At 58.0% G+C, this 25,741-nt stretch carries 23 protein-coding genes, 5 tRNA genes and 1 pseudogene; 17 read left to right on the forward strand and 12 right to left on the reverse strand.

Annotation, left to right across the window (positions count from 1 at the left end; genetic code table 11):
* Window positions 1-101 precede the first annotated feature (101 nt).
* The gene (gene ygfZ / locus WG939_RS11870) at window positions 102-1,121 is read right to left on the reverse strand and encodes a CAF17-like 4Fe-4S cluster assembly/insertion protein YgfZ (RefSeq protein WP_339986071.1); all 1,020 of its coding nucleotides are present in this window, start codon (window positions 1,119-1,121) and stop codon (window positions 102-104) included.
* Between the two features lie 31 nt (window positions 1,122-1,152).
* On the opposite strand from ygfZ, the gene WG939_RS11875 reads away from it, so the two are divergent.
* Window positions 1,153-2,010 carry an aminodeoxychorismate lyase gene (locus WG939_RS11875; RefSeq protein ID WP_339986072.1) on the forward strand — a complete coding sequence of 286 codons (858 nt, stop codon included), beginning with the start codon at window positions 1,153-1,155 and terminating at the stop codon, window positions 2,008-2,010.
* Between the two features lie 11 nt (window positions 2,011-2,021).
* Here WG939_RS11875 and WG939_RS11880 read toward each other — a convergent pair whose 3' ends face one another.
* Together WG939_RS11880 and WG939_RS11885 are read right to left on the reverse strand one after the other, a co-directional pair.
* Window positions 2,022-2,645, reverse strand: coding sequence for an FABP family protein (locus WG939_RS11880; protein ID WP_339986073.1), 624 nt, complete (start codon window positions 2,643-2,645; stop codon window positions 2,022-2,024).
* A 10-nt stretch (window positions 2,646-2,655) separates the two neighbouring features.
* On the reverse strand, window positions 2,656-3,411 hold the full coding sequence (locus WG939_RS11885) for an LmeA family phospholipid-binding protein (protein WP_339986074.1): 756 nt from the start codon (window positions 3,409-3,411) through the stop codon (window positions 2,656-2,658).
* Window positions 3,412-3,429: 18 nt separating this feature from the next.
* On the opposite strand from WG939_RS11885, the gene mshD reads away from it, so the two are divergent.
* From mshD to pstB, 5 genes are all read left to right on the forward strand, one after another.
* The gene (mshD, locus tag WG939_RS11890) at window positions 3,430-4,338 is read left to right on the forward strand and encodes a mycothiol synthase (protein ID WP_339986075.1); all 909 of its coding nucleotides are present in this window, start codon (window positions 3,430-3,432) and stop codon (window positions 4,336-4,338) included.
* Window positions 4,339-4,543: 205 nt separating this feature from the next.
* On the forward strand, window positions 4,544-5,647 hold the full coding sequence (gene pstS / locus WG939_RS11895) for a phosphate ABC transporter substrate-binding protein PstS (RefSeq protein ID WP_339986076.1): 1,104 nt from the start codon (window positions 4,544-4,546) through the stop codon (window positions 5,645-5,647).
* A gap of 229 nt (window positions 5,648-5,876) precedes the next feature.
* Window positions 5,877-6,938, forward strand: a complete 1,062-nt coding sequence (pstC, locus tag WG939_RS11900) for a phosphate ABC transporter permease subunit PstC (RefSeq protein WP_339986077.1) — start codon at window positions 5,877-5,879, stop codon at window positions 6,936-6,938.
* A 10-nt stretch (window positions 6,939-6,948) separates the two neighbouring features.
* A complete protein-coding gene (pstA, locus tag WG939_RS11905) occupies window positions 6,949-7,872 on the forward strand; it encodes a phosphate ABC transporter permease PstA (RefSeq protein WP_339986078.1) in 924 nt (307 codons plus the stop codon).
* 49 nt (window positions 7,873-7,921) lie between these two features.
* Window positions 7,922-8,698 (forward strand): phosphate ABC transporter ATP-binding protein PstB, encoded by a 777-nt coding sequence (gene pstB / locus WG939_RS11910; protein WP_339986079.1) that lies wholly within the window; start codon window positions 7,922-7,924, stop codon window positions 8,696-8,698.
* Window positions 8,699-8,843: 145 nt separating this feature from the next.
* Here the strand turns inward: pstB and phoU are convergent, their stop codons facing one another.
* Window positions 8,844-9,575, reverse strand: coding sequence for a phosphate signaling complex protein PhoU (gene phoU, locus WG939_RS11915; RefSeq protein ID WP_339986080.1), 732 nt, complete (start codon window positions 9,573-9,575; stop codon window positions 8,844-8,846).
* 29 nt (window positions 9,576-9,604) lie between these two features.
* Window positions 9,605-10,750: a tRNA dihydrouridine synthase DusB gene (gene dusB, locus WG939_RS11920; protein WP_339986081.1), complete on the reverse strand. Its 1,146-nt coding sequence runs from the start codon at window positions 10,748-10,750 to the stop codon at window positions 9,605-9,607.
* Window positions 10,751-10,992: 242 nt separating this feature from the next.
* Between dusB and WG939_RS11925 the strand changes: the two genes are divergently transcribed.
* The gene (locus WG939_RS11925; RefSeq protein ID WP_339986082.1) at window positions 10,993-12,504 is read left to right on the forward strand and encodes an acetyl-CoA hydrolase/transferase family protein; all 1,512 of its coding nucleotides are present in this window, start codon (window positions 10,993-10,995) and stop codon (window positions 12,502-12,504) included.
* A gap of 54 nt (window positions 12,505-12,558) precedes the next feature.
* On the opposite strand, the gene cydC is transcribed toward WG939_RS11925, so the two are convergent.
* The 4 genes from cydC to WG939_RS11945 are packed head-to-tail and all read right to left on the reverse strand — an operon-like array spanning window position 12,559 to window position 18,145.
* Window positions 12,559-14,112 carry a thiol reductant ABC exporter subunit CydC gene (cydC, locus tag WG939_RS11930; protein ID WP_339986083.1) on the reverse strand — a complete coding sequence of 518 codons (1,554 nt, stop codon included), beginning with the start codon at window positions 14,110-14,112 and terminating at the stop codon, window positions 12,559-12,561.
* On the reverse strand, window positions 14,109-15,668 hold the full coding sequence (locus WG939_RS11935; RefSeq protein ID WP_339986085.1) for an ATP-binding cassette domain-containing protein: 1,560 nt from the start codon (window positions 15,666-15,668) through the stop codon (window positions 14,109-14,111). Before WG939_RS11935 ends, cydC begins: the two co-directional genes overlap by 4 nt.
* Window positions 15,669-16,652, reverse strand: a complete 984-nt coding sequence (cydB, locus tag WG939_RS11940; RefSeq protein ID WP_339986086.1) for a cytochrome d ubiquinol oxidase subunit II — start codon at window positions 16,650-16,652, stop codon at window positions 15,669-15,671.
* Window positions 16,652-18,145 (reverse strand): cytochrome ubiquinol oxidase subunit I, encoded by a 1,494-nt coding sequence (locus tag WG939_RS11945; RefSeq protein ID WP_339986087.1) that lies wholly within the window; start codon window positions 18,143-18,145, stop codon window positions 16,652-16,654. Before WG939_RS11945 ends, cydB begins: the two co-directional genes overlap by 1 nt.
* A 199-nt stretch (window positions 18,146-18,344) precedes the next feature.
* On the opposite strand from WG939_RS11945, the gene WG939_RS11950 reads away from it, so the two are divergent.
* The 8 genes and pseudogenes from WG939_RS11950 to WG939_RS11985 form a co-directional block, all read left to right on the forward strand.
* Window positions 18,345-18,417, forward strand: a tRNA-Lys gene (locus WG939_RS11950).
* A 60-nt stretch (window positions 18,418-18,477) separates the two neighbouring features.
* Window positions 18,478-18,897, forward strand: coding sequence for a VOC family protein (locus WG939_RS11955; protein WP_339986088.1), 420 nt, complete (start codon window positions 18,478-18,480; stop codon window positions 18,895-18,897).
* Window positions 18,884-19,348: a hypothetical protein gene (locus tag WG939_RS11960; RefSeq protein WP_339986089.1), complete on the forward strand. Its 465-nt coding sequence runs from the start codon at window positions 18,884-18,886 to the stop codon at window positions 19,346-19,348. Before WG939_RS11955 ends, WG939_RS11960 begins: the two co-directional genes overlap by 14 nt.
* A gap of 81 nt (window positions 19,349-19,429) precedes the next feature.
* Window positions 19,430-19,502, forward strand: a tRNA-Glu gene (locus WG939_RS11965).
* 46 nt (window positions 19,503-19,548) lie between these two features.
* A tRNA-Asp gene (locus WG939_RS11970) sits at window positions 19,549-19,622 on the forward strand.
* 171 nt (window positions 19,623-19,793) lie between these two features.
* Window positions 19,794-19,867, forward strand: a tRNA-Asp gene (locus WG939_RS11975).
* A gap of 24 nt (window positions 19,868-19,891) precedes the next feature.
* Window positions 19,892-19,964 (forward strand) — tRNA-Phe (locus tag WG939_RS11980).
* Between the two features lie 206 nt (window positions 19,965-20,170).
* Window positions 20,171-20,440 (forward strand): annotated as a pseudogene (locus WG939_RS11985) (GNAT family N-acetyltransferase); the annotation flags it as partial.
* A gap of 27 nt (window positions 20,441-20,467) precedes the next feature.
* Here WG939_RS11985 and epsC read toward each other — a convergent pair.
* Together epsC and cysK are read right to left on the reverse strand one after the other, a co-directional pair.
* The gene (epsC, locus tag WG939_RS11990; RefSeq protein WP_339986090.1) at window positions 20,468-21,064 is read right to left on the reverse strand and encodes a serine O-acetyltransferase EpsC; all 597 of its coding nucleotides are present in this window, start codon (window positions 21,062-21,064) and stop codon (window positions 20,468-20,470) included.
* Between the two features lie 31 nt (window positions 21,065-21,095).
* A complete protein-coding gene (gene cysK / locus WG939_RS11995) occupies window positions 21,096-22,031 on the reverse strand; it encodes a cysteine synthase A (RefSeq protein WP_339986091.1) in 936 nt (311 codons plus the stop codon).
* A gap of 467 nt (window positions 22,032-22,498) precedes the next feature.
* On the opposite strand from cysK, the gene ramA reads away from it, so the two are divergent.
* Window positions 22,499-23,344 carry an acetate metabolism transcriptional regulator RamA gene (gene ramA / locus WG939_RS12000; protein WP_339986092.1) on the forward strand — a complete coding sequence of 282 codons (846 nt, stop codon included), beginning with the start codon at window positions 22,499-22,501 and terminating at the stop codon, window positions 23,342-23,344.
* Window positions 23,345-23,406: 62 nt separating this feature from the next.
* On the opposite strand, the gene WG939_RS12005 is transcribed toward ramA, so the two are convergent.
* Window positions 23,407-23,979, reverse strand: a complete 573-nt coding sequence (locus WG939_RS12005; RefSeq protein ID WP_339986093.1) for a cob(I)yrinic acid a,c-diamide adenosyltransferase — start codon at window positions 23,977-23,979, stop codon at window positions 23,407-23,409.
* A gap of 48 nt (window positions 23,980-24,027) precedes the next feature.
* On the opposite strand from WG939_RS12005, the gene murA reads away from it, so the two are divergent.
* Window positions 24,028-25,284 carry a UDP-N-acetylglucosamine 1-carboxyvinyltransferase gene (murA, locus tag WG939_RS12010; RefSeq protein ID WP_339986094.1) on the forward strand — a complete coding sequence of 419 codons (1,257 nt, stop codon included), beginning with the start codon at window positions 24,028-24,030 and terminating at the stop codon, window positions 25,282-25,284.
* Window positions 25,285-25,741 lie beyond the last annotated feature (457 nt).

Raw genomic sequence — 25,741 nt, forward strand, 5'->3', positions numbered from 1 at the left:
AATCTATATGTGTGTGTATTCCTGTAAGACACAATAGCGGGTAGTGACGAAAAATGCTCAAACGGGGTGATGAGTAGCGAGTTTTCCGGGGAAAATACCCCCTAGGTCAGCCCGCGCAGCCGATTAATGGCAGCTCGACCGGGACGCTCGCCTTGGTCGTCGACAAGCGACGCCTTATCGACGGCTAGGGCGCAGTCACCCGCCTGCAAGGCCGAGCCGAGTGCGGATCGCTTCACAAGGCCGAGGGCGATCGGGCCGAGTTCGTGGTCGTGAACGACAGTCCCGAGGCGCCCGACTGTGCGGCCATTGGCCGTGATCTCGGTGCCTGGGGCAGGTTCGGTGGGGGCTGAGCCGTCCAAGTGCAGCATGACGAGGACTCGTGGCGAACGGCCCAGGTTGTGCACTCGGGACACCGTTTCTTGTCCGCGGTAGCAGCCTTTTTCAAGGTGAACGGCGTGTTCGATGAGGTATGGGGCCTCGTGGGGAATGGACTTGGCGTCCATATCAGCGCCGAGTTCAGGTTCCAGATGCTTGACCCGTTCGGCGGTGTAGGCCATCAGGCCCATGAGCTGGGCACCTTCGGCTTCTAGGGAGGCCACGACTTCGGAGAGCTCGGCGCGGGGTACGGCAATGTCGGTGCGCCACGGGAGGACACGGACAAACACTGCATCGGGGACGTTAACTTCACCGATGAGGCTCACGATGGCGAGGTCTTCCCGGGTGATCGTCACGTCGGACCAGAACACCATTTTTTCCAGGTAGGTCTGGAAGGAATCAGCTTGCGCCGCAGGTAGGTCGAGGTAGAACTTGTCGCCGACTTGAGCCACGTCTGCATGGTGCAGAATATGGCCCTGGGCATCAAGATCGAGCGCTGCCACGGCGTGCTCGGGGAGGGCCTCAATGAGCTTTTGAGACAGGAGATTATTGAGGTACTGCGCTGCGTCAGGGCCCGAAACAAGGATTACGGGGCGGTGGGAACGGTCAACGATAGCCGCTGAGAAGCCTTGCTCAATGAGGGGCTGACCGTAGTGCCAGGCTACGCCGTCGTGATCGACGGGGGAGTCCTCAGTGAGGGGGCTGGCCCCGGGGCGTTTAAGCAGGGGAGAAACGTACGAAGTCACAAGGTCGATGTTAGCGCGTAGCCTGGGAGGTATGAGCCCGCTGATTTACATCTTGGAGCCCTTCGGTGGATCCACCCGCGCCCACAGTCCAGCGCTGCCCATGCTGTTCTGGGACGACGCTGCCGTAACTCGTGGCGATGGCGTCTTTGAGTCCATCAAAATCGTCGACGGTAAACCAGTGAACCTGGAACGTCATTTGGACCGTTTTGTCCGCTCAGCGAGCATTCTGGGGCTACCTGCGCCGATTCGCTCCCACTGGGCCTCCGCTACCCAGGAAGCTGCCACGGAATGGGCAGAGAAGAACGGTGACGGCGAAGCAGCCTGCACCTGGACTATGTCACGGGGCCGTGCCAGCAGGCCTGATATTCCGAGCACGTGGCTCGTGGTGAAGCCGCTGAGCCCTGACATCCTTCGACAGCGCAAAGAGGGCGTAAAGGTGCTGACCGGATCACGTGGCTTTGAACTGTCGGAACCGGCCCCATGGAGCACATTTGGGGCAAAAACACTGGCCTACGCCGAAAATATGGCGGCGCTGCGCTACGCCAAGGCCAAAGGGTACGACGATGTCATCTTCACTGCAGGGGAGCAGGTGCTTGAGGGGGCGACGTCGACGATCGTCACCGTTCGAGGCCAAAAGGTGCGCACCCCTCTTCCCGAAGGACCAGTGCTGGCGGGCACCACGCAGGCCGAACTATTTGCCCAGGTAGAAAAGCTGGGATTAAACTGTAAGCAGAAGCCGATGTATTACGGAGACCTGCTTAAAGCCGATAGCGTGTGGTTGGTGTCCTCAACGAGGGGCCCGGTGCGCGTTACGCGTTTGGATGAGCATAAGCTCGCCGATTCCAAGGCGGAAAAGTCGTGGGAGAAGTACCTCAAGAGTAAAGCCTGAGGTACTTCTAATTAGCCAATAACTCGCTTGAGCTGCGCTGACATGCGTGGGTGCAGCTCGCCGTCGACAAGGCGCTCGTCGACCCAGCCCAGCTCGTTGGTTGGCAGCAAGCCGTACAGGCGCTTGCCCGGTCCGAGAGCCGATGGGCCGGAGGCGGTAACCATGGTGGATGCGGACTCGAGCTGCCATGCGCGCTCGTTGAGCGGGTTGCCGTAGAAAATTTCGACGACGCCGGTGGAGTGGCAGAGGATGAACTCGATTTCGTCCTTCAAATCAATGCGGATGAAGCCGGTTTCGCGCATGTCCAGGCCGGTTGGCTTGCCTTCGTCATCGAGCTTCCACATCTTGGAGTTGTACGCGATGTAGTTCTCGCCGTCGTGGGCGAAGGTGATTTCCTGACCGAAGTTGTACTGGCCGTCAACAGCGGTATCGGCCTGGCCTTCACCGCGCCACACACCGATCAGTGGCAGCAGGGCGAGCAAACCATCGTGAAGGTTTGGGCCCATGCGGAGGTTGGCGGTGTCATCGGGAATCGGGAGTTCACCGAGGCCCGGAATGTTGCGATCCGCGGTGAGCTTGGACTGCTCTGCGGCAAGATTTACAGCGTCGGAACCACTCAGGGTGTTGTCTGTCATAGCATCCAGGTTAGCGGAGCTTAGGGTCCAACTTGGAAATCGGCGACAGATTCGACGCATCGACGGTGGTGTTGCGCTGCTCGGCCTCAAAATAGATCGAACCGCCGCTGCAGTACACGCGGTTTGTTTGCGCTGGAATAGGGAGGGTGCGACTGTCGATCGTCCACGTGAACGCTTCCTGAACCTCACGCTGGCGACCCTCCGGAACGTCCACAAAGCGCGCCGGGGTCATCGTGATCGTGGAACCAGAAATTCGCAGCTTCGCGACGACAGTGACCGGCTCACTAAAGCCCTCCGGCGTTCCCGTGAGCTGCACTTCTGAAGAAGGACCGCCGGATGGGGAAATGTCATAAGGGTTGGAGATGTCCAGATCGGTGATTCCCAACTGTTCTCCCATGGCGACGCCGTCGAGACGCAAAAACCTCCGCACAATCTTTGCGGGCGCTTCCTTTATTTGACCGGTGAGGATTTCCTCCCGGTCCAGCGTGAGGTCCTCCACTTCCGTTCGCGCGTTCACCATGCCAAATCCAGGCACGTTGACGTCGAGCATTTCCGCGCTCATCGACGGCGTCGTCTCGCGCCAGATATTTGCGACGTAGGGGAAGCCTCCTAAATTAATGCGCGGCGCAACGCTGAGGCGCGAGTGCTGTTGGGCATCTGAGGCGATGGTCCGTTCGGCGCGCATGGCAACGGCACTATCGGCGAGCCAGCCGACGGCCAACGTCGAGCCGAGCAATATTGCGGCCATGCGGAGGGAAGTCTTCACATCTCTATTATGGGGCCTATGAACAACAATGCCACTAGCCCCCACACGCTCGTCGACGATCCGCAGCTTCGTCAGCAGGTAATCGAGTTTCTAAACATCGTGGAGGCAGAAAATGGCATCGCGCCGTTTTCGGAACAATTCATGCTTGGACTCAGCGATGCCCGGCTCGGTCATGAGCACTTCCTTTCCTTTTCGGAAGGGCGGCTTATTGGAGTACTTGCGCTTGATCGGGCTGCTGCGGTTCCGGTTGCTGAAGTGGCTGTGAAAGCTGATGGGGTAGAGGTCGCCGACTCCCTCATTTCTGGGCTGGGGACGACGGTTGACGTGTGGTCTCACGGAGTTGGGGCTGTGGGCCGACTGGAGGGCGCTCAGACTGTGCGGGAGCTGCTGGTCATGGCGCTCGATAAGCGGGTTGAATCGCCAATGGTGCCTGAACATCTCACTGTCTTGAATCTTGCGGAGTCTCGGGTGCGGTGGGGCGAATTTGTAGATGCAGAGTTCTTGCGGGTGAACAACGAAGCTTTTGACTGGCATCCTGAACAAGGGCATTGGGATCAATCCCGGTGGGAACGTGCACAGGAGGCAGAGTGGTTTGATCCAGCAGGGGTGTTGTTGCTTTGGTCGGGGGTAGATGTTGAGGGATCAACCACTCTTCAGGGGTTCCACTGGACAAAGTGTGTGAAATCACAACCGGTTAACGACACTCGAATTCTTGGTGAAGTTTATGTAGTTGCCCTGTCGGATGCTGCGCGCGGTCAAGGATTGGGTAAAGTGATCACCCTCTTGGGTGTTGACTATCTCCAGAAAAATGGTTCTGAACAGGTAATTCTTTACGTAGAAGCGGATAATGCTGCCGCCGTGACTGTCTATGAACGGCTCGGCTTTGCTGTCAAAGAAAGTCATGTTCTTTACCGTTTTTCCAACTAGGCGAAAGGAAACTTTGGGTAACAAGGTTCCTGAAGTTAGCCAATCGACAATGAATGGAAAGGTAAATTCACCGAAAGTTAACCTACTTGGTTCCTTTTAGAAACTTAAAGCCCATAGGTTGCATAGCGAAGCAACTTTGGGTGGCAATCGGGCCACTTTTTTAGTTGCTGGAAGAATCCAAAATTACTGCACCGGAGGAAATCCCGTGATCCGCAACTTCAAGCGCTCCGTCGCTGTCCTGGGCGTCGTCGCCGCTGGCTCCATCGCCCTCACCGCTTGCTCTGAAAGCTCTGAGTCTGGTTCCGGCGATGCCGGCACCAAGATCGAGGGCCTGTCCGGCACCACCGGCAACCTCGTCGCTGAGGGTGCTTCTTCTCAGCAGAAGGCTGTTGACCTCTTCGGCGTTAAGTACGCTGCAGCTGTCTCTGGCGCTAACTTCTCCTACACCCCATCCGGTTCCGGCTCCGGCCAGAAGCAGTTCATCGCTGGCCAGGTTGCCTTCGGTGGCTCTGACTCCGCTCTGAAGGATGACCAGATCGAGGCTGCTAAGCAGCGTTGCGGTGGCAACGAAGCATGGCACCTGCCAATGGTTATCGGCCCAGTTGCTGTTGCCTACAACCTGAAGGACGTCCAGGGGCTGGTTCTGACCCCTGAGGTCACCGCAAAGATCTTCAAGGGTGAGATCACCAAGTGGAACGCTCCTGAAATTGCAGAGCTGAACAAGGATGCCAAGCTCCCTGAGAAGGACATCAAGGTTGTCTACCGCTCTGAAGAGTCCGGCACCACCGACAACTTCCAGAAGTTCCTGAAGGCTACCTCCAACGGCGTTTGGGAGGGCTCCGGCAAGTCCTTCCCAGCAGCTGTTGGCGCTGGCGCAAACGGCTCCACCGGTGTTGTTGGCGAAGTTGAGAAGACCGAGGGTGGCATCACCTACGTTGAGTCCGGCTTCGCAAAGGACGCTGGCCTGGGCGTCGCGAAGATTGACTTCGGTAAGGGCGCAGTTGAGCTCAACAAGGATTCCGTCAACAAGGCTCTGGCTAACCTGAAGTACAAGGGCGAGGGCAACAACATGGTTGTTGACTCCACCAAGCTCTTCGAAATGAAGGAAGACGGCGCATACCCACTCGTTCTCACCACCTACGAGATCGTCTGCTCCGCTGGCTACGACGCTGAGACCTCCGGTCGCGTGAAGGACTTCCTGAAGGTTGCTCTGGCAAACCAGGGTGAAGAGCTCGAGCAGCTCGGCTACGTCCCAGTTGACGGCGAGTTCAAGAAGAAGCTCGAGACCGCTGTCGACGCCATCAAGTAAAACTTGGTGAGCGGGTAGGGCTAACGCGCCTTGGGCTGCCGGTCCTACCTCGACACTTAGCGCGATTTCGCGCACCTTTGCCCTCGTTGAGTGCCACTACCCAACGGGGGCAATTTGATTGACCATGACAGTTTGCTACACGAACACATCGCTGAAAACGCCACCGTCCGCAAACTGAGATCAATCGAAAATCACATTCATACCTCAAGCTCTAAGGACACATTTCCGCATGGCTGAAAAGATTGCTGGCCAGGGCGCAGACCTCATCGGGGGTGAGCGCGCTGAAGAAGTCATCGCCTCCACTCACGGCGCCGCTGTAGCCAAAAATCCAGAACCCGTCGCTACCAACGCTGGTGGCGTGAAGCGTCCAGGTGACCGAATCTTCGAATTCCTCTCCACTGCTTCCGCTGTCACCATTTCCGTCATCATTGCTGCTGTTGGTGCCTTCCTGCTGTGGCGCGCTGTTCCTTCCCTGATGAACAACGCCGAAGGCCTTGGCGGCTTCTTCACTTACTCTGGCGACTGGAACACAGCGGACACCTCCGCGATGTACTTCGGTATTCCAAACCTGCTCGCAGTCACCTTCACGGTGTCCATCGTGGCACTGATCATCGCTATGCCAGTTGCACTCGGCATCGCTATCTTCCTCTCCAACTACTGCCCAAAGAACCTGGTCAAGCCACTCGGCTTCCTGATCGACCTTCTCGCAGCAGTTCCATCCATCGTGTACGGCCTCTGGGGTGCAAAGGTCCTCGGCCCAACACTGTCCGGCTTCTTCGAGTGGATCAACGGCTGGGGCAACGGCATCTTCCTGTTCACCCACTACGCAAACTCTCCATCGTTTGCCACGTCCCGTAACGTCCTCACCGGTGGCATCGTTCTCGCAGTGATGATCCTTCCGATCATCGCCGCAACTGCCCGCGAGGTCTTCGTCCAGACTCCAAAGGGTCACATCGAGTCCGCACTGGCACTTGGCGCAACCCGCTGGGAAGTTGTGAAGCTCACCGTGCTCCCATTCGGTATGTCCGGCTACATCTCCGGTGCCATGCTGGGTCTGGGTCGTGCTCTCGGTGAAACCATGGCACTGTACCTGGTTGTTTCTCCTTCGTCCGCTTTCCGTGGCTCCCTGTTCGACGGTGGCACCACCTTTGCAACCGTGATTGCAAACGCTGCCCCTGAATTCAACGACGACATGAAGGCCGGCGCGTACATCGCCGCAGGTCTGGTGCTGTTCTTCCTGACGTTCCTCGTGAACGCAGCAGCTCGTGCCGTTGTTAACAACAAGAAGTAGGTCGATTGACATGTCACACGCTGTAGACGCCAAGAACGCAGACGCGCCACTGAAGAAGCCATCTGCCTTCACCCACATTTCTTCGAGCCGCAAGACGGTTGACGCCATCGCACGCGGTGTCATCTACTTCGCCATGTTCCTCGCATTCATTCCACTGGTATGGGTGCTGTGGGAAGTTATCTCCAAGGGCCTGCCACCAACGCTTACCGCTGACTGGTGGTCCAAGTCCCAGAAGGGCCTGCTGTACACCCTTCCTGGCGGCGGCGCTGCCCACGCCATCATCGGTACCTTCATTCAGGCAGGTATTACCTCTCTGTTCTCCATCCCAATCGGTATCTTCACCGCTATCTACCTGGTGGAGTACTCCAACGGAAACCGCCTCGGTCGCATCACCACCTTCATGGTCGACATCCTGACCGGTGTTCCTTCCATCGTTTCCGCACTGTTCATTTACTCCGTGTGGATCGTGCTCTTCGGCTTTGAGCGCTCCGGTATCGCCGTGGCATTGGCACTCGTGCTGCTCATGGTTCCAGTTATCGTTCGTAACACCGAAGAAATGCTCCGCGTGGTGTCACAGGATCTGCGTGAAGCTTCCTACGCACTGGGCGTGCCTAAGTGGAAGACCATTGCCAAGATCGTTCTTCCTACCGCACTCTCCGGTATCGTCACCGGCGTCATGCTGGCAATCGCCCGCGTGATGGGTGAGTCCGCACCAGTTCTGATCCTCGTGGGTTCCACCCAGGCGATCAACTGGAACCCAATGTCTGCTCCGCAGTCCTCCCTGCCACTGATGATGCTGGATATGTACAAGGCCGGCTCCACCCCAGCTGTTATGGACAAGATGTGGGGCGCAGCCTTCACCCTGGTTCTCATCATTGCCGTGCTCAACATCGGTGCACGCATCATTTCCGCGAAGTTCTCGATTAAGCAGTAACTTCCTTCACCACCCGCTTTCGAAAACATCACTTTTCTAGGAGACACCGATGGCTAAGAGCCTCGACCTGAAGAACGTCAACATCTACTACGGCGACTTCCACGCAGTGCAGAACGTCAACCTGCACGTTCCACCAAAGTCCGTCACCGCCTTCATCGGCCCTTCCGGCTGTGGTAAGTCCACCGTGCTGCGTACCCTGAACCGCATGCACGAAGTCACCCCTGGCGCCTCCGTCACCGGCGAGGTCCTTCTCGACGGCGAAGATATCTACGGCCCGAAGGTTGACCCAGTATCTGTTCGCAACACCATCGGCATGGTGTTCCAGAAGCCAAACCCATTCCCAACGATGTCCATCGAAGAAAACGTCGTTGCAGGTCTGAAGCTCTCTGGCGAAAAGAACAAGAAGAAGCTCCGCGAGGTTGCTGAGCGCTCCCTGCGTGGCGCAAACCTGTGGGAAGAAGTGAAGGACCGTCTGGACAAGCCAGGTGGCGGCCTCTCGGGTGGTCAGCAGCAGCGTCTGTGCATCGCTCGCGCGATCGCAGTTGAGCCAGAGGTCCTCCTCATGGACGAGCCTTGCTCCGCTCTCGACCCAATCTCCACCCTCGCAGTTGAGGACCTGATTCACGAGCTGAAGGAAGAATTCACCATCGTGATCGTGACCCACAACATGCAGCAGGCAGCCCGCGTCTCTGACCAGACCGCTTTCTACTCCCTGGAAGCAACCGGCAAGCCAGGTCGCCTGGTGGAAGTTGGCCCAACCAAGAAGATCTTCGAGAACCCAGATCAGAAGGAAACCGAAGACTACATCTCCGGCCGCTTCGGATAAGAACTCGCCACTACAAAAAGACTTGCCCGGCGTTTAGCGCAGTGTGGCGCTGCCAGCAGCGTCGGGCAATGCGCGGAAATCCTTAGAGCGCAAAAAGCCCCGGACACCTCCCACCAGCGGAAGTGCCCGGGGCTTTTCTCTGCGCTTAGGCTTCGTTGAAGCGACGTTCCAGCTCAGCGAATCGCTTCGCCCAATCGGACTCTTCACGCTCCTGGTGACGACGCTCCTGATACTCCATCGGCGTTAGGCCTGTAGCGAGGTACACAATCCTGGCAGCCACGTTGACAGTATGGTCAGCGAAGCGCTCCAAGTATCGGGAAAGCAAGGTGACATCGACAGCTGCAACAGTGCCGTGTGTCCATTCCCGCCTCGTCAGCATTACCATCAGATGATCGTGGATATCGTCGATCGAGTCATCGTCTGCGACGAGCACCATTGCAACATCTGCATTCGGATTTGTTAGCAGGTGTCGAACCTTTTCCAGCATGTCCTTGTTGAGCCGTGCCATCTCCTTGAAATAGGGGAGAACGGAATCGGGGACGGCGCAGGAAGGGTGACGACGTCGAGCAGACTTGGCCACGTGCTGAGCTAACGAGCCCATGCGAGATAGATCGTCAACGATGTAAATGGAGGACACAACCTGGCGCAGATCACGCGCCAGGGGGCCTTCAGTGGCGAGCAATTCAACCGCGCGCTGTTCACAGCGGTGCTGAATCTCTTCCAACTCCTCGGCCATGGACAGAGCGTCTTCCGCTGCCTGCAAGTCGGCGTCGAGAAGCGCGATTAACGACTGGTCGAAAGCGTGCCGAACGCTGTCGCACAGGATGAGCAAGTCATCGGCGAAGTCATTAAGGCTGTCTCGAAAGGCGGTACGCATAACCAATAGCATAGGTTATGCACGCGCGCTTAGCCTCCCGAATGCATGATGTCCGCGCCCTCGGGAACCGTTTCGTCCTCGGGGTCATCGAGCCAGCCCTCCGGAAGAACCACCTTTCCCGGAGACCCCTGCCTGCCACGAGGTCCCTCTGCGTCGTCGGCAAGCGCCTGCGAGTCCGCGAACGGCACCAAAATCTCACGCAGCGAGGTGAGCGAGGAAATGCGGGCAAGATCCGCACGGATTTCACCCCCGACCGGGAAGCCGCGCATGTACCAGCCCATGTGTTTGCGCATGTCGCGGAGCCCGTGCTCTTCGCCCATGTGCTCAGCGAGTAGTTCGGCGTGGCGATAAATGATGCGCGTGACCTCGCCGAGCGTCGGCGGCGCGGGCTTATCGACGCCCTGAAGCTCGGCTGCCAGTTCCGCAAAGAGCCACGGCCTACCCAAACAACCACGCCCGATGACGACGCCATCGCAGCCCGTTTCAGCCATCATGCGTGAAGCGTCGGAAGCGGCGAAAATGTCACCGTTGCCGAGCACCGGAATCCCCGTGTGAGCCAAATGTTCTTTCAACGCGCGGATTTCACCGTAGTCTGCGGTGCCCGAATAGCGCTGAGCTGCGGTACGGCCATGCAGAGCGACTGCGGCAGCGCCTTCCTCGACGGCGATGCGACCGGCGTCGAGGTGCGTTTTGTGCTCCTCATCAATGCCGATACGCATCTTGACAGTCACGGGGATATCGGTGCCCTCGGTGGCCTTCACTGCAGCTGCGACGATGTTGCCAAAGAGGCGACGTTTGTAAGGGAGAGCAGAGCCACCACCGCGACGAGTCACCTTGGGGACTGGGCAGCCGAAATTCATATCAATATGGTCAGCCAGATTCTCGTCCACGATCATCTTGGCCGCTTTGTAGGTGTACTCCGGGTCCGTGGTGTACAGCTGCAGCGAACGTGGCTGCTCGATGGGTGCAAACGAAGTCATGTGGAGAGTTTTCTCGTTGCGCTCTACGAGCGCGCGAGCGGTCACCATCTCGCACACGTACAGACCAGATACCGTGCCCATCTTTTCCATTTCCTGCTCGCGGCACAGGACACGGAAAGGCATGTTGGTCACCCCGGCCATTGGGGCTAGCACAACAGGGGAATTAAGGGTAATGGAACCGATCTTTAAAGACACTGCTTCATTGTCCAGCTTTTTGGGGGAAGGATCAAACTGCTGCTCCTATCAACTTTCGCTGATTTTACCCAACTTTGGGTGCAGTTGTGGGCGCTAACCGGGGGGATTTCCAGATATTAGGGGGTGGGGGAGGTAACTGGACATTAGTGTGGAACTTGTAGCTGTGGTGTACATTGTGTATCCATAGTCACAGCAACGTGCGACCTAAGTCACGTAGCCTATCGCTAAAACAGGAGGAATGAATGTCTGATCGTATTGCCAATGCGCAGCTCCGCGGCAAGGTAATGACTGCTGAAGAAGCAGCACAGTTTGTTAACCATGGCGACAAGGTAGGCGTGTCCGGCTTCACCGGCGCTGGCTACCCAAAGGCTTTGCCTACCGCTATCGCAGAGCGCGCTAAGGAAGCTCACGCCAAGGGCGAAGAGTTCATGATCGACCTGTTCACCGGTGCATCCACCGCTCCTGACTGTGACGGTGTTCTGGCTGAGGCTGATGCGGTTCGTTTCCGCTCCCCATACCAGTCCGACCCAATCATGCGTAAGAAGATCAACGAGGGCATCACCCTTTACGCTGACTACCACCTCTCCGAGTCCGGCCTCTACGTTGAGCAGGGCTTCTTCGGCAAGATGAACGTTGCCATCGTTGAAGCTGTCCGTATTAAGGAAGACGGCAGCCTCGTTCCTTCCTCCTCCGTCGGTAACAACGTCGAGTACCTGGACAACGCCGAGAAGATCATCGTCGAGGTCAACTCCTGGCAGTCCGAGAACCTCGAGGGCATGGCTGACATCTACCGCATCAACCGCCTGCCAAACCGCCAGCCAATCCCAATCACCGAGGCTGGCCAGCGTATCGGCTCCACCTCTATCGACATCGACCTCAACAAGGTTGTCGCAGTCGTCGAGACCAACGCTCCAGACCGCAACGCACCATTCTCCCCAGTTGACGAGGTTTCCCAGCAGATCGCTGGCCACTTCCTCGACTTCCTCGAGGGTGAAGTTGCAGCCGGTCGCCTGACCTACGACGGCTACGTCATGCAGTCCGGCGTCGGCAACGTTCCAAACGCTGTGATGGCAGGCCTGCTCGACTCCAAGTTCGAGAACATCAAGGCCTACACCGAAGTTATCCAGGACGGCATGGTCGACCTCATCGACGCCGGCAAGATGACCGTTGCTTCCGCAACCTCCTTCTCCCTGTCTCCTGAGTACGCAGAGAAGATGAACGAGAACGCTCACAAGTACCGTGAGACCATCATCCTGCGCCCACAGCAGATCTCCAACCACCCAGAGGTTGTTCGCCGACTCGGCCTGATCGCAACCAACGGCCTGATCGAAGCCGACATCTACGGCAACGTGAACTCCACCAACGTCTCCGGCTCCCGCATGATGAACGGTGTTGGCGGCTCCGCGGACTTCACCCGCAACGGCTTCATCTCATCCTTCATCACCCCATCCGTGGCCAAGGGCGGCGCGATTTCCGCGATCGTTCCATTCGCTTCCCACATCGACCACACTGAGCAGGACGTCAAGGTCATCATCTCCGAGTACGGCTACGCCGACCTCCGTGGCCTGGCACCACGTCAGCGCGTCGAGAAGATCATCGCTCTCGCACACCCTGACTACCGCCCACTGCTGGAGGAGTACTACGACCGTGCTCTCTCCATCGCCAAGGAGAAGAACATCATGCAGACGCCACACGACCTGGCAACTGCGTTCTCCTTCCACCAGCGCTTCCTTGAGACTGGTTCCATGAAGTAATCAACCCAAGCGGTTGAAGCTAGCGCCCCTTTCGGAAAGACTCCGGAAGGGGCGCTAAATTTTTGCCTCCTCATGGGTAACAACGATGACAGTTCGATTCTCACGAGCGCCAGGGAGGCGTTCGTGCAACAGCATGTGGAGCAGTCGTTGGGCGTCGGCCTGAGCGATGTGTTCCGTTGGCTCGTCGAGAAGCAGCACCTCGGCGGGGGAGCACAGGGCGCGCGCGAGTAGGAGTCGACGGCGTTGGCCGCTGGACAGCGAGTCGGCGCCGGCGGTGAGGACATCGTCGAGGGAGAAGCCCGTAAGGCCAACGGTGTCCAGGACTTTTAACATGAGCTCGTCGGTAGCGTGGGGATTTGCTACGGCGAGATTGTCCCGGATCGTGGTCGCGAAGACCCACTCGTTTTCCGGGTGCGCATGCACGTGCTCGCGCAGCCAAGCCGGGTCGATCTCGGCTATGGGCACGCCGCCGATGGAGCACGCTCCTGACCCAGGCGGGATCAATCCCGCCAAGGTGAGCAGGAAGCTCGTTTTGCCCATACCGCTTGGCCCCCGGATGACATGGCGAGTGCCAAATGGGGCATCGAGATGCCACGTCGCCGAGCCACGGGTGAGACGCAGCTCAGATGCGCGCAGGTCGAATGACTCGGGAATGTTGGTACCTGGTGTGGTCGCACCGCTGGCCAGTTTTCGCATGCGCAGTGCAGCGTCTCGGGCGTCGCTGGCATGAATCGCAGCGGTTGCAAGGGGGCCGTGGGATTCAAATGCAGCCAGTGGCAACAACACGAGCATGCCGAGCCAGGTCGGTTCTCCCGGGTAAAACCCCAGTCCAATTGCCATGATGGCAAGCAGCGCAGCGCCAAAGCTCAGGCGTTCCCAAAACGCTGCCACTGCCAACGGTTTCTCGGCGGCCACCAGCGCCGCTGAGGCCTGCCGGGAGGCTGCGTGGGTGGCGTCGATACGCGCGCGGGCTAGCCCAGCTACTGCGAACTCGCTGCGGTGCAGCAGCTGGTCATCAAGCGCCGCCCCGAAGGTATCGCTGGTCTGAACAGCTCGGGAACTGCGATGTGCTCGGAGCACGAGCCATGGCACAACCACACCAGTGCACAGGAATGCCAGGAACAGGATGAGTGCCGCGAGTGGGTGCAGTAGTAGGGCAGCGATGAGAGAAAGCACAGACAGCACAGCTGCCACCCCAGCCGGGATCAGGCTGCGGACGATGAAGTCAGTGACTCGATCAGCGTCCGTACCAAGACGGCTGAGCCCCTCGCCCCGCGAAAGCTCATGGGAGGTACCCTGAGCGTCATCGACGATTGCTGAAAACAGTGAGACGCGCAAAGTTGTTGTCGCGTGAAGCGCAACATTATGGCTGATCAAACGGTCAATGTAGCGAAAGACCGCACGGGTGATGCCGAGCCCGCGCACCGCAGTAATCGCGACGCCCAGGTCCAGAATTGGGGGCATCTGCCAAGCCCTGGTGATGAGCCAGCCAGACAACACAGTGAGGGACAGCGCAGCAAGGAGAGTTACGCTGCCAGCGAGGATGGCGACGAAGAGATCACGTCGACGAACCTGCGCGAGGCGCAGGAGATAAATCAGATCGTTCACAGCTGCACTACCTCATCCGCAATACCCAGCAACCTAGCGTCATGGCTACTGATCAGCACCGTTTTGCCGTGGGCTACTTCCTCCAACAGATGTGACTCGAGCAGTACCACGAATTCTGGGCTCAGGTGGGCGCTAGGCTCGTCGAGGATCAGAACCGGGCGGTCGGGGAGCGCAAAGACACGCGCCAGCGCGAGGCGCTGCCCTTGGCCCGCCGAAATGCCACTGCCACCTGCATTGACGTGCTGGGATACGTTCACGTCGAATCCGACCGCGCCACTGGTGAGGGCGGTCGCCTCTGCCCGAGCACCAAACAGCTGCAAATTCTCGGCAACGGTACCCGAAGCAAAAGCCGGGTGAGCAGGCAGAAAAGCGATCTGATCGAGCGGTGGCCTCGAAACAGAACCAGAGACCGCAGCGTCAGGCAGCAGCCCCAACAGCGCGAGCAACGCGGTCGATTTTCCTGAGCCATTCGGGCCTGCCAGCACGGTAATCGCGCCGGGGCGAGCACGGAAACTCAAATTCGATGGCCTGGTACCGTCCCGTCCAGAAACCGTGAGCCCCTGCATGGCGACTTCGTCGCTTTCCTGCACGTAGGAACCAAACATGGTGCCAGGGGTATCGATCAGATCAAAGACCTTTTCGGCAGCGGTCATACCGTCGACTGCAGCGTGGAAACTCGTTCCCACCCTGCGTAGAGGAGCATAAACCTCCGGCGCGATGATCAAGCTGACGAGCCCCGCAACCAACGTCATGTCGCCATCCACGAGGCGTAGACCAATCGACACCGCCACCAGAGCGACGGAAAGTGTAGCCAGGAATTCCAGCGCGAAGGAGGACAAGAACGCCAGCCGCAGCACGGACATCGTGGCATTGGCGTGAACCGTGCCGGTCTGCTCGAGTTGGCGGGCAGGGGCCTGGGTTGCCCCAAGTGCGCGCAAAGTGGGCGCACCGCGCATCAGGTCCGTGAGCTGACCCGACAGCACACTGGTCACTTCGAGCCGTCGTTCAGTGTGCGCGCGTGTCAGAGTTCCGATCAGCACCATGAACAGCGGGATCAGTGGGATCGTTGCTGCTGCCAGCACGCCGGCTGGGATGTCGAAGTACAACATGGTGGCCAGGGCGATGGGCGTCGACAAGCACGTGGCAATCAGCGCCGGCACGTAGTCAGACAGGTACGGCCGCACCCCTTCAAGCCCGGAGGTCAGGGTGGTGCGCCACATCGCTGCGTCGGCTTCGACTTCGCGCGGGTCACGGCGCTCCAAAGCGTTGAGGGCGGCCAGTCGCAGCTCATCGACGGCATCGCCAATGCTTGTCGACGCCCACCGGCGCGCTACCGCAGCGACACCAGCCTGCGCTACGACGACCACAGCAAGCCATCCCACCAGATCCCACCGGATCTCGCCCCGTTCGATCAGGAGAGCGGCCGTCAAACCTACGAGGACCGCGCGGGAAACGGTGAGAACGGTGTCCGTGGCCTGCGCAAAGCCCGTCAAAATGAGGTGTCTCCTCGCTGCAGGAGCTGCAGCAAGGAGACGTTTGTTGAGCGGGGACGCCATTTAGACGGCAACTCGCTTGCGGAAGACCCAGTAGGTCCATCCTTGGTAGATCAGCACAACCGGGGTGAGCGCCACGGCTGCCCAGGTCATGATGGTGAGGGTGTAGTGGCTAGACGAAGAGTTGTAGATGTCCAGCGATACGCCGTCGGCAAGCGTGGTTGGCATCAGGTTCGGGAAGAGAGATCCGAACAGCTGCGCTGCGCACATGAGGATCACGACAGCCCAGGCAGCGAAGGCCCAGCCATCCTTATCGCGGAACAACGCGAGGAGGGCAAGAACTGCGCAGACCACGAGGATGCCCAGCGGGAGCCAGGTGAGGGCGCGACCGTAAGCCAGCTGGGTCCACACCAGGAAGATTGCGGCAACGACGATGGTTGGGACGATGAACTTCTTGGCAAAGCCGTGTGCCCGGCTACGCAGTGGTTCTTCGGACTTCAGGCCAAGGAACAGCAGGCCGTGAATGAGGAAAGCCATGGCGAAGGCGACACCACCGAGCAAGCCGAATGGGTTGAGCAGTGCGATGAAGCCGTCGAAACCGGACTCGATCTGGCGATCGGCGTTGATGGCCACGCCCTGGACGATGTTGGCGAAGGCGACGCCCCACAACACGGCGGCGAGCCAGGAACCGACCATAATGCCGGTATCGCACCAGTCGCGCCACTTCTGGGTTTCCACCTTGGTGCGCCATTCCAGGCCGACACCGCGAACGATGAGCCCGAACAGGATCAGGAACAGTGGCAGGTAGAAACCGGAAAACAGGGTTGCGTACCATTCTGGGAATGCAGCGAAGAGGGCGCCACCCGCGGTGATCAGCCACACCTCGTTGCCGTCCCACACGGGGCCGATGGTCTTAACTGCTGCGGTGCGCTGTTCTTTTGGCAGCCACGGCAGGATCATTCCTACGCCAAAGTCGAAGCCTTCGAGCACAAAGTAGCCAGCGAAGAGTACTGCTACGAGCAAGAACCAAATGGTTTGCAGGTCCATTACTTATTCACTCCTTTGCCAACGGCGTCTGCGCCGAAATGAAGTGGTTCAATCGGTGCTTCAGTTGGGGCGAATACGTCTTCGACATGCTCGCTTGCGCCGACCGGAAGTGGGCCTTCGATGACCTTCTTGCGAATGAGCCAGAACCAGACCACAGCCAGGGCGCCGTAGACCAAGGTGAAGCCGATCAGAGAGACCCAGACGACCCATGGAGCGTGATTGGAGACACCGAAGTCAACGATGAGATGGATCTTGTCCTCGCCACCAGCGCTACCTGGAGCAAAAGCAGGGTTCGGGTGAACGATCCAAGGCTGGCGACCCATTTCGGTAAACACCCAACCAGCGGAGTTGGCAAAGAATGGGAATGGGATCATCCACAGTCCCAGCTTGCCCAGCCACTTCTGGTTTGGCAGATTGCCCTTGCGGGTGAACCAGAAACCGAGGACGCACAGGATGAGGGAACCGATCATCAGGCCGATCATCATGCGGAAGGACCAGTAGGTGACAAACAGGTTAGGGGTGTAGTTGCCCGGTCCGTACAGCGCTACGTACTTGTCCTGCAGCTGGTTCACGCCCTGCAGCGTTACGCCGCTGAACTTGGATTCAGAGAGGAAGCTCAGGATGCCTGGCACCTCAATGATGTGCTTCACGGACTCACAGTTGTTGTGGGTACCGACGGTGAGCACAGAGAAGTGCGGATCCATTTGGGTTTCGCAGAGCGATTCCGCGGAGGCCATCTTCATCGGCTGTTGGGCGAACATCAGCTTGGCTTGAATGTCGCCGGTGAGGCCGAGCAGCGCTGCAGAAATACCCGTGACCCACAGGCCGAGGCGGGTAAGTGGTCGCCACAGTGCAGCTTCTTCCTTGTCCCTGATCATCCACCAGAGGGAGATACCCGCGACGAAGGTACCCGCGGTCAGCAGAGCGCCGGAGATGGTGTGTGGCCACGCTGCCAGTGCAGTTGGGTTGGTCAGCAGAGCTCCGATATCGACGAGCTCCGCGCGACCGGTCTCCGGGTTGAACACAGCGCCCACAGGGTGCTGCATGAAGGAGTTGGCCACGATGATGAAGTAAGCGGACAGGTTAACAGCGAATGCCACCAGCCAGATGGAGGCGAGGTGTGCCCACCGTGGCAAACGACCCCAACCAAAAATCCAGAGGCCGAGGAATGTGGATTCGATGAAGAACGCTGCGAGGCCCTCGAGTGCGAGTGGGGCACCGAAGACGTCACCGACGAAGCGTGAGTATTCGCTCCAGTTCATGCCGAACTGGAACTCCTGCACGATGCCAGTGACCACGCCCATGGCGAAGTTAACTAAGAATAGAGTGCCGAAAAATTTAGTGGCCCTATACCAGTAATCTTTGCCGGTCACATGCCATGCGGTCTGCATCGCAGCGACCATCGGAGCGAGGCCGATTGTGAGCGGAACGAAAATAAAGTGATAAACAGTGGTAATTCCGAATTGCCACCGCGAGACATCTACGATGTCCATGCGCGAGACCTCCGTGTGAGAGAAAGATGCTCTTTTCTACAGCATGCTCCTTATGAGTCGTTACCTCCACTAAGGAGGTTCCCGTCACATCGCAAGTGGCCCCTTTCGGGGCTATGTCAAGGACTTTCGAACCTAGTTTTGTTTTAGAAAAACCGAACGTCTAAAGTAGATGCCTAGCGATCTCTCGAGTTCGCTGGTCGGGCCTTTAGCTCAGTTGGTAGAGCTACGGACTTTTAATCCGCAGGTCATGGGTTCGAGCCCCATAGGGCCCACCCTTTAACCCCGTCTGCCGTTGGCAGGCGGGGTTTTGCGTACAGGTCTACGCTTAGGTCATGACAATTCGCAACGTCCCTTATTACGCTTTCGCCGGGAATGCCCGCGAGGCAATGGAGTTTTATCAGTCCATTTTCGGCGGTGAGCTGAACGTAATGACCTTCGGTCAGATGGGGGCTCCTGACCTGCCGGCTGAAATGGCTGAGCTTCTTGCGCATGGGCACCTGCATGGTGGCGTCATTGAGCTAGCCTGCTCCGACTACGTCGAGGGTTTCATGGGGCAGGAGCCGTACGACATCGGCAATCACCTCTCTCTGTCTCTGTGGGGCGATGATGTGGAGGAAGGCCGCACGTACTTTGAGAAGCTTTCCGAGGGCGGCGTGGTCAACATGCCTTTCGAAAAACAGATGTGGGGCGACACGTACGGTCACGTGACGGACAAGTTCGGAATGGCGTGGTCGATCAATGTCTCTACCTAAGCCAACCGCAACGCTTCACGACGGCCACAGGTGGGAATTCCGCCGAGACCTGCCGGGAACGGCAGAGGAACTCTGGGCCTGGATTACCGTATCGGAGCGCACCGAAAAATGGTTTGGCCCATTTGAAAAGACCTCCGACACAACTGTCGCCATCACGATGACGGCAGAAGAGGAGGGGCCTGCCATGCCTGCTTCGATCACGCTTTGCGAAGCTCCGCATACCCTCACCCTGGATACCGAGATGTGGGTGCTGCACCTTGAAGTTGCAGACGGCCACATCTCACTGTTCCAGACGATCGACGCTGCTGAAGAGGCAGGGGCTATCGGTGCTGGTTGGGAGTTCTACCTGGACTGCCTGGCAGCAGCGTTTCATGGTGAAGACGTCGCGGCCATCGACTTTGAGGCTGACTACTTCCCAGCGATGAACGACTACTTCCAGTCCCAGTATTAGTACTGGTCAGGGGCGGATTTTGTCGTATGGCAAAATTCACGTATATTAAACGTCTGTCGCAAGGGAAACCTTGTCAGGCTCGCTCCCATCGTCTAGGGGCCTAGGACACCGCCCTTTCACGGCGGCGACACGGGTTCGAATCCCGTTGGGAGTACAAGGACCACTTCGGTGGCCCTTTTTGTATCAGCTTTGGTTGATACGGCCCTGTGGCGCAGTTGGTTAGCGCGCCGCCCTGTCACGGCGGAGGTCGCGGGTTCAAGTCCCGTCAGGGTCGCAATTAAGCCCCCAGTTTCTTTAGGAAGCTGGGGGCTTTTGCGTTGTTGGATACGTCTCATTGTGTTGTGATATCCGTGAAAAATGTGTGTTTACCAGCAGATTTGTTTCTGTGTGTTGCGTCTGTGTAAAGTTACACCTCGTGCGAAAGAGTTCATCTCTTTCAGTGCACGGCCCTGTGGCGCAGTTGGTTAGCGCGCCGCCCTGTCACGGCGGAGGTCGCGGGTTCAAGTCCCGTCAGGGTCGCTTGGCTGTATTATTGCAGTCATTGGCCAGATAGCTCAGTCGGTAGAGCACACGCCTGAAAAGTGTGGGGTCGCCAGTTCGATCCTGGCTCTGGCCACAATTTAGCCCTCGTTCTTCGGAACGGGGGCTTTCTTGTTTGTCGTCGGGATGTGTGAGTTTAGGAACCCGAGTTTGGGGTAAAAAGCGGGGGTTTTGCCACCGGATTCAAGGGGTTCGCCCCGAAACTCGGGATCCTAAAATCGGGGTTCAGCGGCATACTCCTGAAACTGCACCTGGTGGCGCAGGTCACTTTTCTGGCATGCTGGAGACATGACTGAAGTTCGCCATGAATCTGAAAACAATCGCTACGTTCTGGACGTGGACGGTGAAATCGCCGGCTTTGCTGAGTACACCGTAAATGGTCAGGAGCGCGTCTTTGACCACACGGTGATTGAGGATGCGTTCCAAGGCAAGGGGCTGTCGAAGCCGCTTATCCAGGGCGCCCTGGATGATACAAAGGCGGAAGGCGTCCCTTACAGCGCCACCTGCAGCGCTGTCGTGCGGTTTATTGAGAAGAACCCCGAATACAAGTAAAGCCCACCGAGGCGGGCTGTGAGTGGGCTAGATGGCGTAGTTTGCTGGGAAACCACCCGAGACGTAAGCATCGGGGTCCACGAGCTTAATACACTCATCCGGGTTGCGAGGCCTGTTCTTTGCAGGGATGCCGACCGCAATGTGGTTTGCAGGAACGTCCTTGGTGACCACGGCGTTGGCGCCGATGGCGCTGCCTTCACCGATGGTGATCGGGCCCAGGACTTTCGCTCCCGAACCGACGGTGACGTTGTCACACAGGGTTGGGTGGCGCTTGGTCTGGGTGAGCACCTGACCGCCCAGGGTTACGCCGTGATAGAGCATGACGCCGTCGCCGATTTCGGCGGTTTCGCCGATGACGATGCCCATGCCGTGGTCGATGAAGAAACGACGGCCGATCGTGGCACCTGGGTGGATCTCAATGCCGGTCAGGAACCTGGTGAACTGCGCCAAAACGCGAGCTGGTCCCTTGTATCCGCGCACCCACCAGGCGTGGGCGATGCGGTGGGACCAGATAGCGTGCAGGCCGGAGTACACGATGGCATTTTCGATGTCACCACGGGCGGCTGGATCGTGATCGCGAGCGTTTTGCAGGTCTTCGCGGATCATGCGTACTAGCTTGTACATAGTCGCCAAGTCTAGCAGCAGGAAGTGAAAATTAGTCGCGAATGTCGTCGAAGAGGATGGTGGAGACGTAGCGTTCGCCGAAATCTGGGGCCAGTGTGACGATGGTCTTGCCCTTAAACTCAGGACGTGCTGCGAGCTCAAGAGCTGCCTTCACATTTGCGCCGGCCGAGATGCCACCGAGGATGCCTTCTTGTGCGCCCATCGCGCGGGAGGTTGCAACGGCATCTTCGTTGGTGACGGTGATGATCTCGTCGAGAAGCTTGCGGTCCAGTACGTCGGGCACGAAGTTGGCGCCGAGGCCCTGGATCTTGTGAGGGCCGGCTTTGCCGGTGGTGAGCAGTGGGGAATCTGCAGGTTCGACGCCCGCGACGACGATCTCTGGGTTGCGCGACTTCAGGACCGAACCAACGCCCGTGACGGTGCCACCGGTGCCGATGCCTGCGACGAAGGCGTCGATCTTGCCGTCGGTGTCATCCCAAATCTCCAGCGCGGTGGTTTCCTGGTGAATCTTTGGGTTGGCTGGGTTTGCGAACTGGCGCGCGAGGATGGAGCCAGGGCGGGATGCAACGATCTCATTTGCCTTGTCGACGGCGCCCTGCATGCCTGCAGCTCCCGGAGTAAGTACGATTTCCGCGCCGTACGCACGAAGCATGACGCGGCGTTCCATTGACATGGTTTCAGGCATGGTCAGAACCACCTTGTAACCACGGGCAGCGCCGACCATTGCGAGGGCAATGCCCGTGTTTCCGGAGGTGGCTTCAACAATGGATCCGCCAGCGTGTAGTTCGCCGGATGCCTCGGCGGCGTCGATGATGGCGCGACCGATGCGGTCCTTGACGCTGTTGGCTGGGTTGAAGAACTCGAGCTTGACTAAAACTTCGGCTTCAAGGCCTTCGACCAGGCGATTGAGGCGAACCAATGGGGTGTGGCCGATGGTATCGGTGATGTTGTTAATGACGTTTGACATGGGATTCCTTTCGTAGTTGTTCGTACTGTCGCAAAGTCTACGCCTGATTGAACAGAAAACCTAGTCTGGGTAGTTTGCTTGAAGTAGACTTACCGGTCTATTGGCATAACTTTTGTTCAACGAACAGCCTTATTTTTGGGTGAAAAATGTGATGTTCGTCCTGTTGTTTTGGGTGATTATTGGGGGGAGATTGCGGTTCATCTGGATTGCATGAATAGTTCAGGATTCCTACGGGGGAGGCTGGAAAACCTTAAGTCGCAGCTCGGATGGGGTGATAATAATTTTCTGACACCGGAAAATGGGGGTGCTGCAACTTTAGTTGGACTGCATACTATGCATGGTGGTAACTAAATGATGAATACTTGGGACTTGGGATTACCCCCGCCTTGTGGCTATACTCCGTTCTATTGTGTGAATCGCACACCGACGGGTGTACCTGCTCGGGTGGATATATGTGAGGAGATCCAATGGTGGAAACGCAACCTGTGAAGGACGATGACGACGCGATCCGCGCCGCCCTGACCTCGCTTAAAACTGCAACTGGCATTCCAGTTACCATGTACGCCACGGTGTTCGGTGAAAATAAACTCCAGATCACGGCGTGGGTGGGCCTGCGCACTCCTGCGCTACAAAACATCATCATTGATTCCGGCGCCGGTGTCGGTGGACGAGTGCTGGCAACCAAGCGACCAGTTGGTGTTTCCGACTACACGCGCGCAACCGTCATTTCTCATGAATACGACAAGGCTATCCAGGATGAGGGCCTGCACTCGATCGTTGCGGTCCCTGTCATCGTTCAGCGAGATGTAGTCGGTGTGCTCTACGTAGGCGTCCACTCCTCACTGCGCCTCGGTGACAAGGTCATCGAAGAGGTCACCATGACCGCCCGTGCTCTGGAGCAGGACCTCGCTATCAACGCAGCTTTTCGACGTACCGATGGCCCGCGCGCTGGTGCCATGAAGTCTGGCCGTGTCATGAATGGCGCGGAGTGGGAGCAGATTCGTTCCACTCACTCCAAGCTGCGCATGCTTGCCAACCGAGTAGGGGATGAGTCCCTGCGCAAGGAAATTGAAGAGCTCTGCGATCAGATGGTGACCCCGGTACGGATGAAGCAGACCACCAAGCTCTCGGCCCGTGAACTCGATGTGTTGGCATGCGTTGCTCTCGGACACACCAATGTCGAAGCTGCCGAGGAAATGGGAATCGGCGCAGAGACCGTGAAGAGCTACCTGCGATCGGTCATGCGTAAGCTTGGCGCACACACCAGGTACGAGGCCGTGAACGCCGCTCGTCGAATTGGTGCTTTGCCATAAAGCGAGACATTCAAAAATCGCCTGTGAAAGCGACACTTCACAGGCGATTTTCGTTTTCAGTCCTATCGGGATCCGCCCGGAACCCACTTAATATCGTTCCCGGCATTTTCAATGCGTCCCAAGATGAACAGCAAGTCGCTGAGCCGGTTCAAGTATTGGGCCGGCAATTTCGACGTGGTTTCTGGAAACTCTTCATAGGCTAACCACGCTGCGCGTTCGGCGCGGCGGGTAATCACTCGAGCAGAATGAATTAGAGCTGCGGTCGGGGTGCCACCCGGCAAGATAAAGGAGTCTAGAGGGGAGAGCTCTTCATTGAACTTGTCGCACTCCTGCTCAAGCCGGTCAATATAAGACTGCTCGATGCGCAGCGGAGGATACTTAGGATTCTCTTCAATAGGGGTCGCAAGGTCTGCGCCGGCGTCGAAAAGCTCGTTCTGAATCCGCCGCAACGCGCCCGCGATGTCCTCGCGAGGGGAGCCCAGCGCAAGGACCTGGCCCAACGCCGCGTTTGCTTCCTCGGTGTCGGCATAAGCGTGCAGTCGGAGATCATTCTTAGACACACGCTCGAAATTCGACAGGCCGGTGGTGCCTTCGTCGCCGGTACGGGTATAGATCTTTGTCAAATGAACAGCCATGCCTTCACGCTATCGGACAGGCTCGAATTTTGTGTTTAAACTGGGGCCGTGAAGGAAAAATTCTTGGTAACAGGTGGTGCCCGGCTCAGCGGAGCAGTCAAGGTTGTTGGCGCAAAGAATAGCGTTCTGAAGCTCATGGCAGCGTCCTTGCTGGCTGAGGGGACGACGACGCTCACAAATTGCCCGGAGATCTTGGACGTTCCGCTGATGAAGGACGTCCTTGAAGGACTCGGATGCAGCGTCACCATTGACGGCGACACCGTCACCATCACCACGCCTGCCGAGATCAAGAGCGATGCCGATTTCGATGCGGTCCGCCAATTCCGCGCGTCCGTATGCGTGCTCGGCCCACTAACATCCCGATGCGGTCGCGCAGTCGTGGCGCTGCCTGGCGGTGACGCCATCGGCTCTCGCCCTCTCGACATGCATCAAACCGGCCTCGAAAAGCTGGGTGCTAAGACATCCATTAAGCACGGTGCAGTTGTTGCCACCGCGGACAAGCTCACTGGCGCGCACATCGCGCTCGACTTCCCGTCCGTCGGTGCGACCGAAAACATCCTCACCGCCGCAGTGCTTGCCGACGGCGAAACGATCCTGGACAACGCAGCGCGCGAACCGGAAATCGTCGATCTGTGCACCATGCTCTGTGAAATGGGAGCCAAGATCGAAGGTGCAGGTACGTCAACGATCCGTATCACTGGCGTGGAGAAGCTTCACCCGACCACTCACGAAGTCATTGGTGACCGAATCGTCGCGGGCACGTGGGCATATGCAGCAGCAATGACAGGTGGCGACATCACTGTTGGTGGCATCGCGCCAGTACATCTACATCTGCCACTGCAAAAGCTGCGCCTGGCCGGCGCCGACGTTGAAACGTACGAGACGGGTTTCCGGGTCCGCATGAACGGTCGACCGCAGGCCGTTGACTACCAGACTTTGCCTTTCCCAGGTTTCCCAACCGACCTGCAGCCGATGGCCATCGGCCTTGCAGCGGTATCTGAAGGTGTCTCCGTCATCACTGAGAACGTCTTCGAATCTCGCTTCCGATTTGTTGACGAGATGCAGCGCCTTGGCGCCGACGCCACCGTCGATGGCCACCACGTGGTGATGCGAGGCATTGAAGAGCTGTCTTCCACTTCAGTATGGAGCAGTGACATTCGTGCAGGCGCCGGTCTCGTGCTTGCCGCCCTTTGCGCAGACGGTGTCACAGAGGTGCACGATGTCTTCCACATCGATCGCGGATACCCGCACTTTGTTGAACTCCTCAATTCACTAGGTGCAAAGGTGGAGCGGGCAAGCGCCTAAAAGCTATATCTACCTGCGGGTTTGTGTTGTTGGTTGTGGGTGTGTAACTTTATGTGGGTCAGCGCGACCGACAACGCCCCGCTTTGGAGAGTGTGTGGCGGTAGGAAAACGAGTCGCTGGCTAATATTAAAGCCTTCTTTTCTTCCTGGTTCTTTGGTTCTGGGTTGGGGGTTGTGCGTGTGTTGTTTGAGAACTCAATAGTGTGCCAAGTACTTTTTTATTTTTTGTTTTTGGTTGTGTGTTGGTGCCGGCAGGCCAGGAGTGGTCTGTGAAAGAGCATTAATACTCAATTTTTTTGGGTGGCGGGTTTTTCCTCGTCGGATCGTCTGTCACCCTTGTTTTTTGGACAATCATTCGTTGGTTGTTTGTTTTGCTAGGTTTTTGGCTTTTCATATGGCTGATTATCATCTTTTATGGAGAGTTTGATCCTGGCTCAGGACGAACGCTGGCGGCGTGC

This window comes from Corynebacterium sp. H130 (assembly GCF_037572395.1).
Classification (GTDB): Bacteria; Actinomycetota; Actinomycetes; order Mycobacteriales; family Mycobacteriaceae; genus Corynebacterium.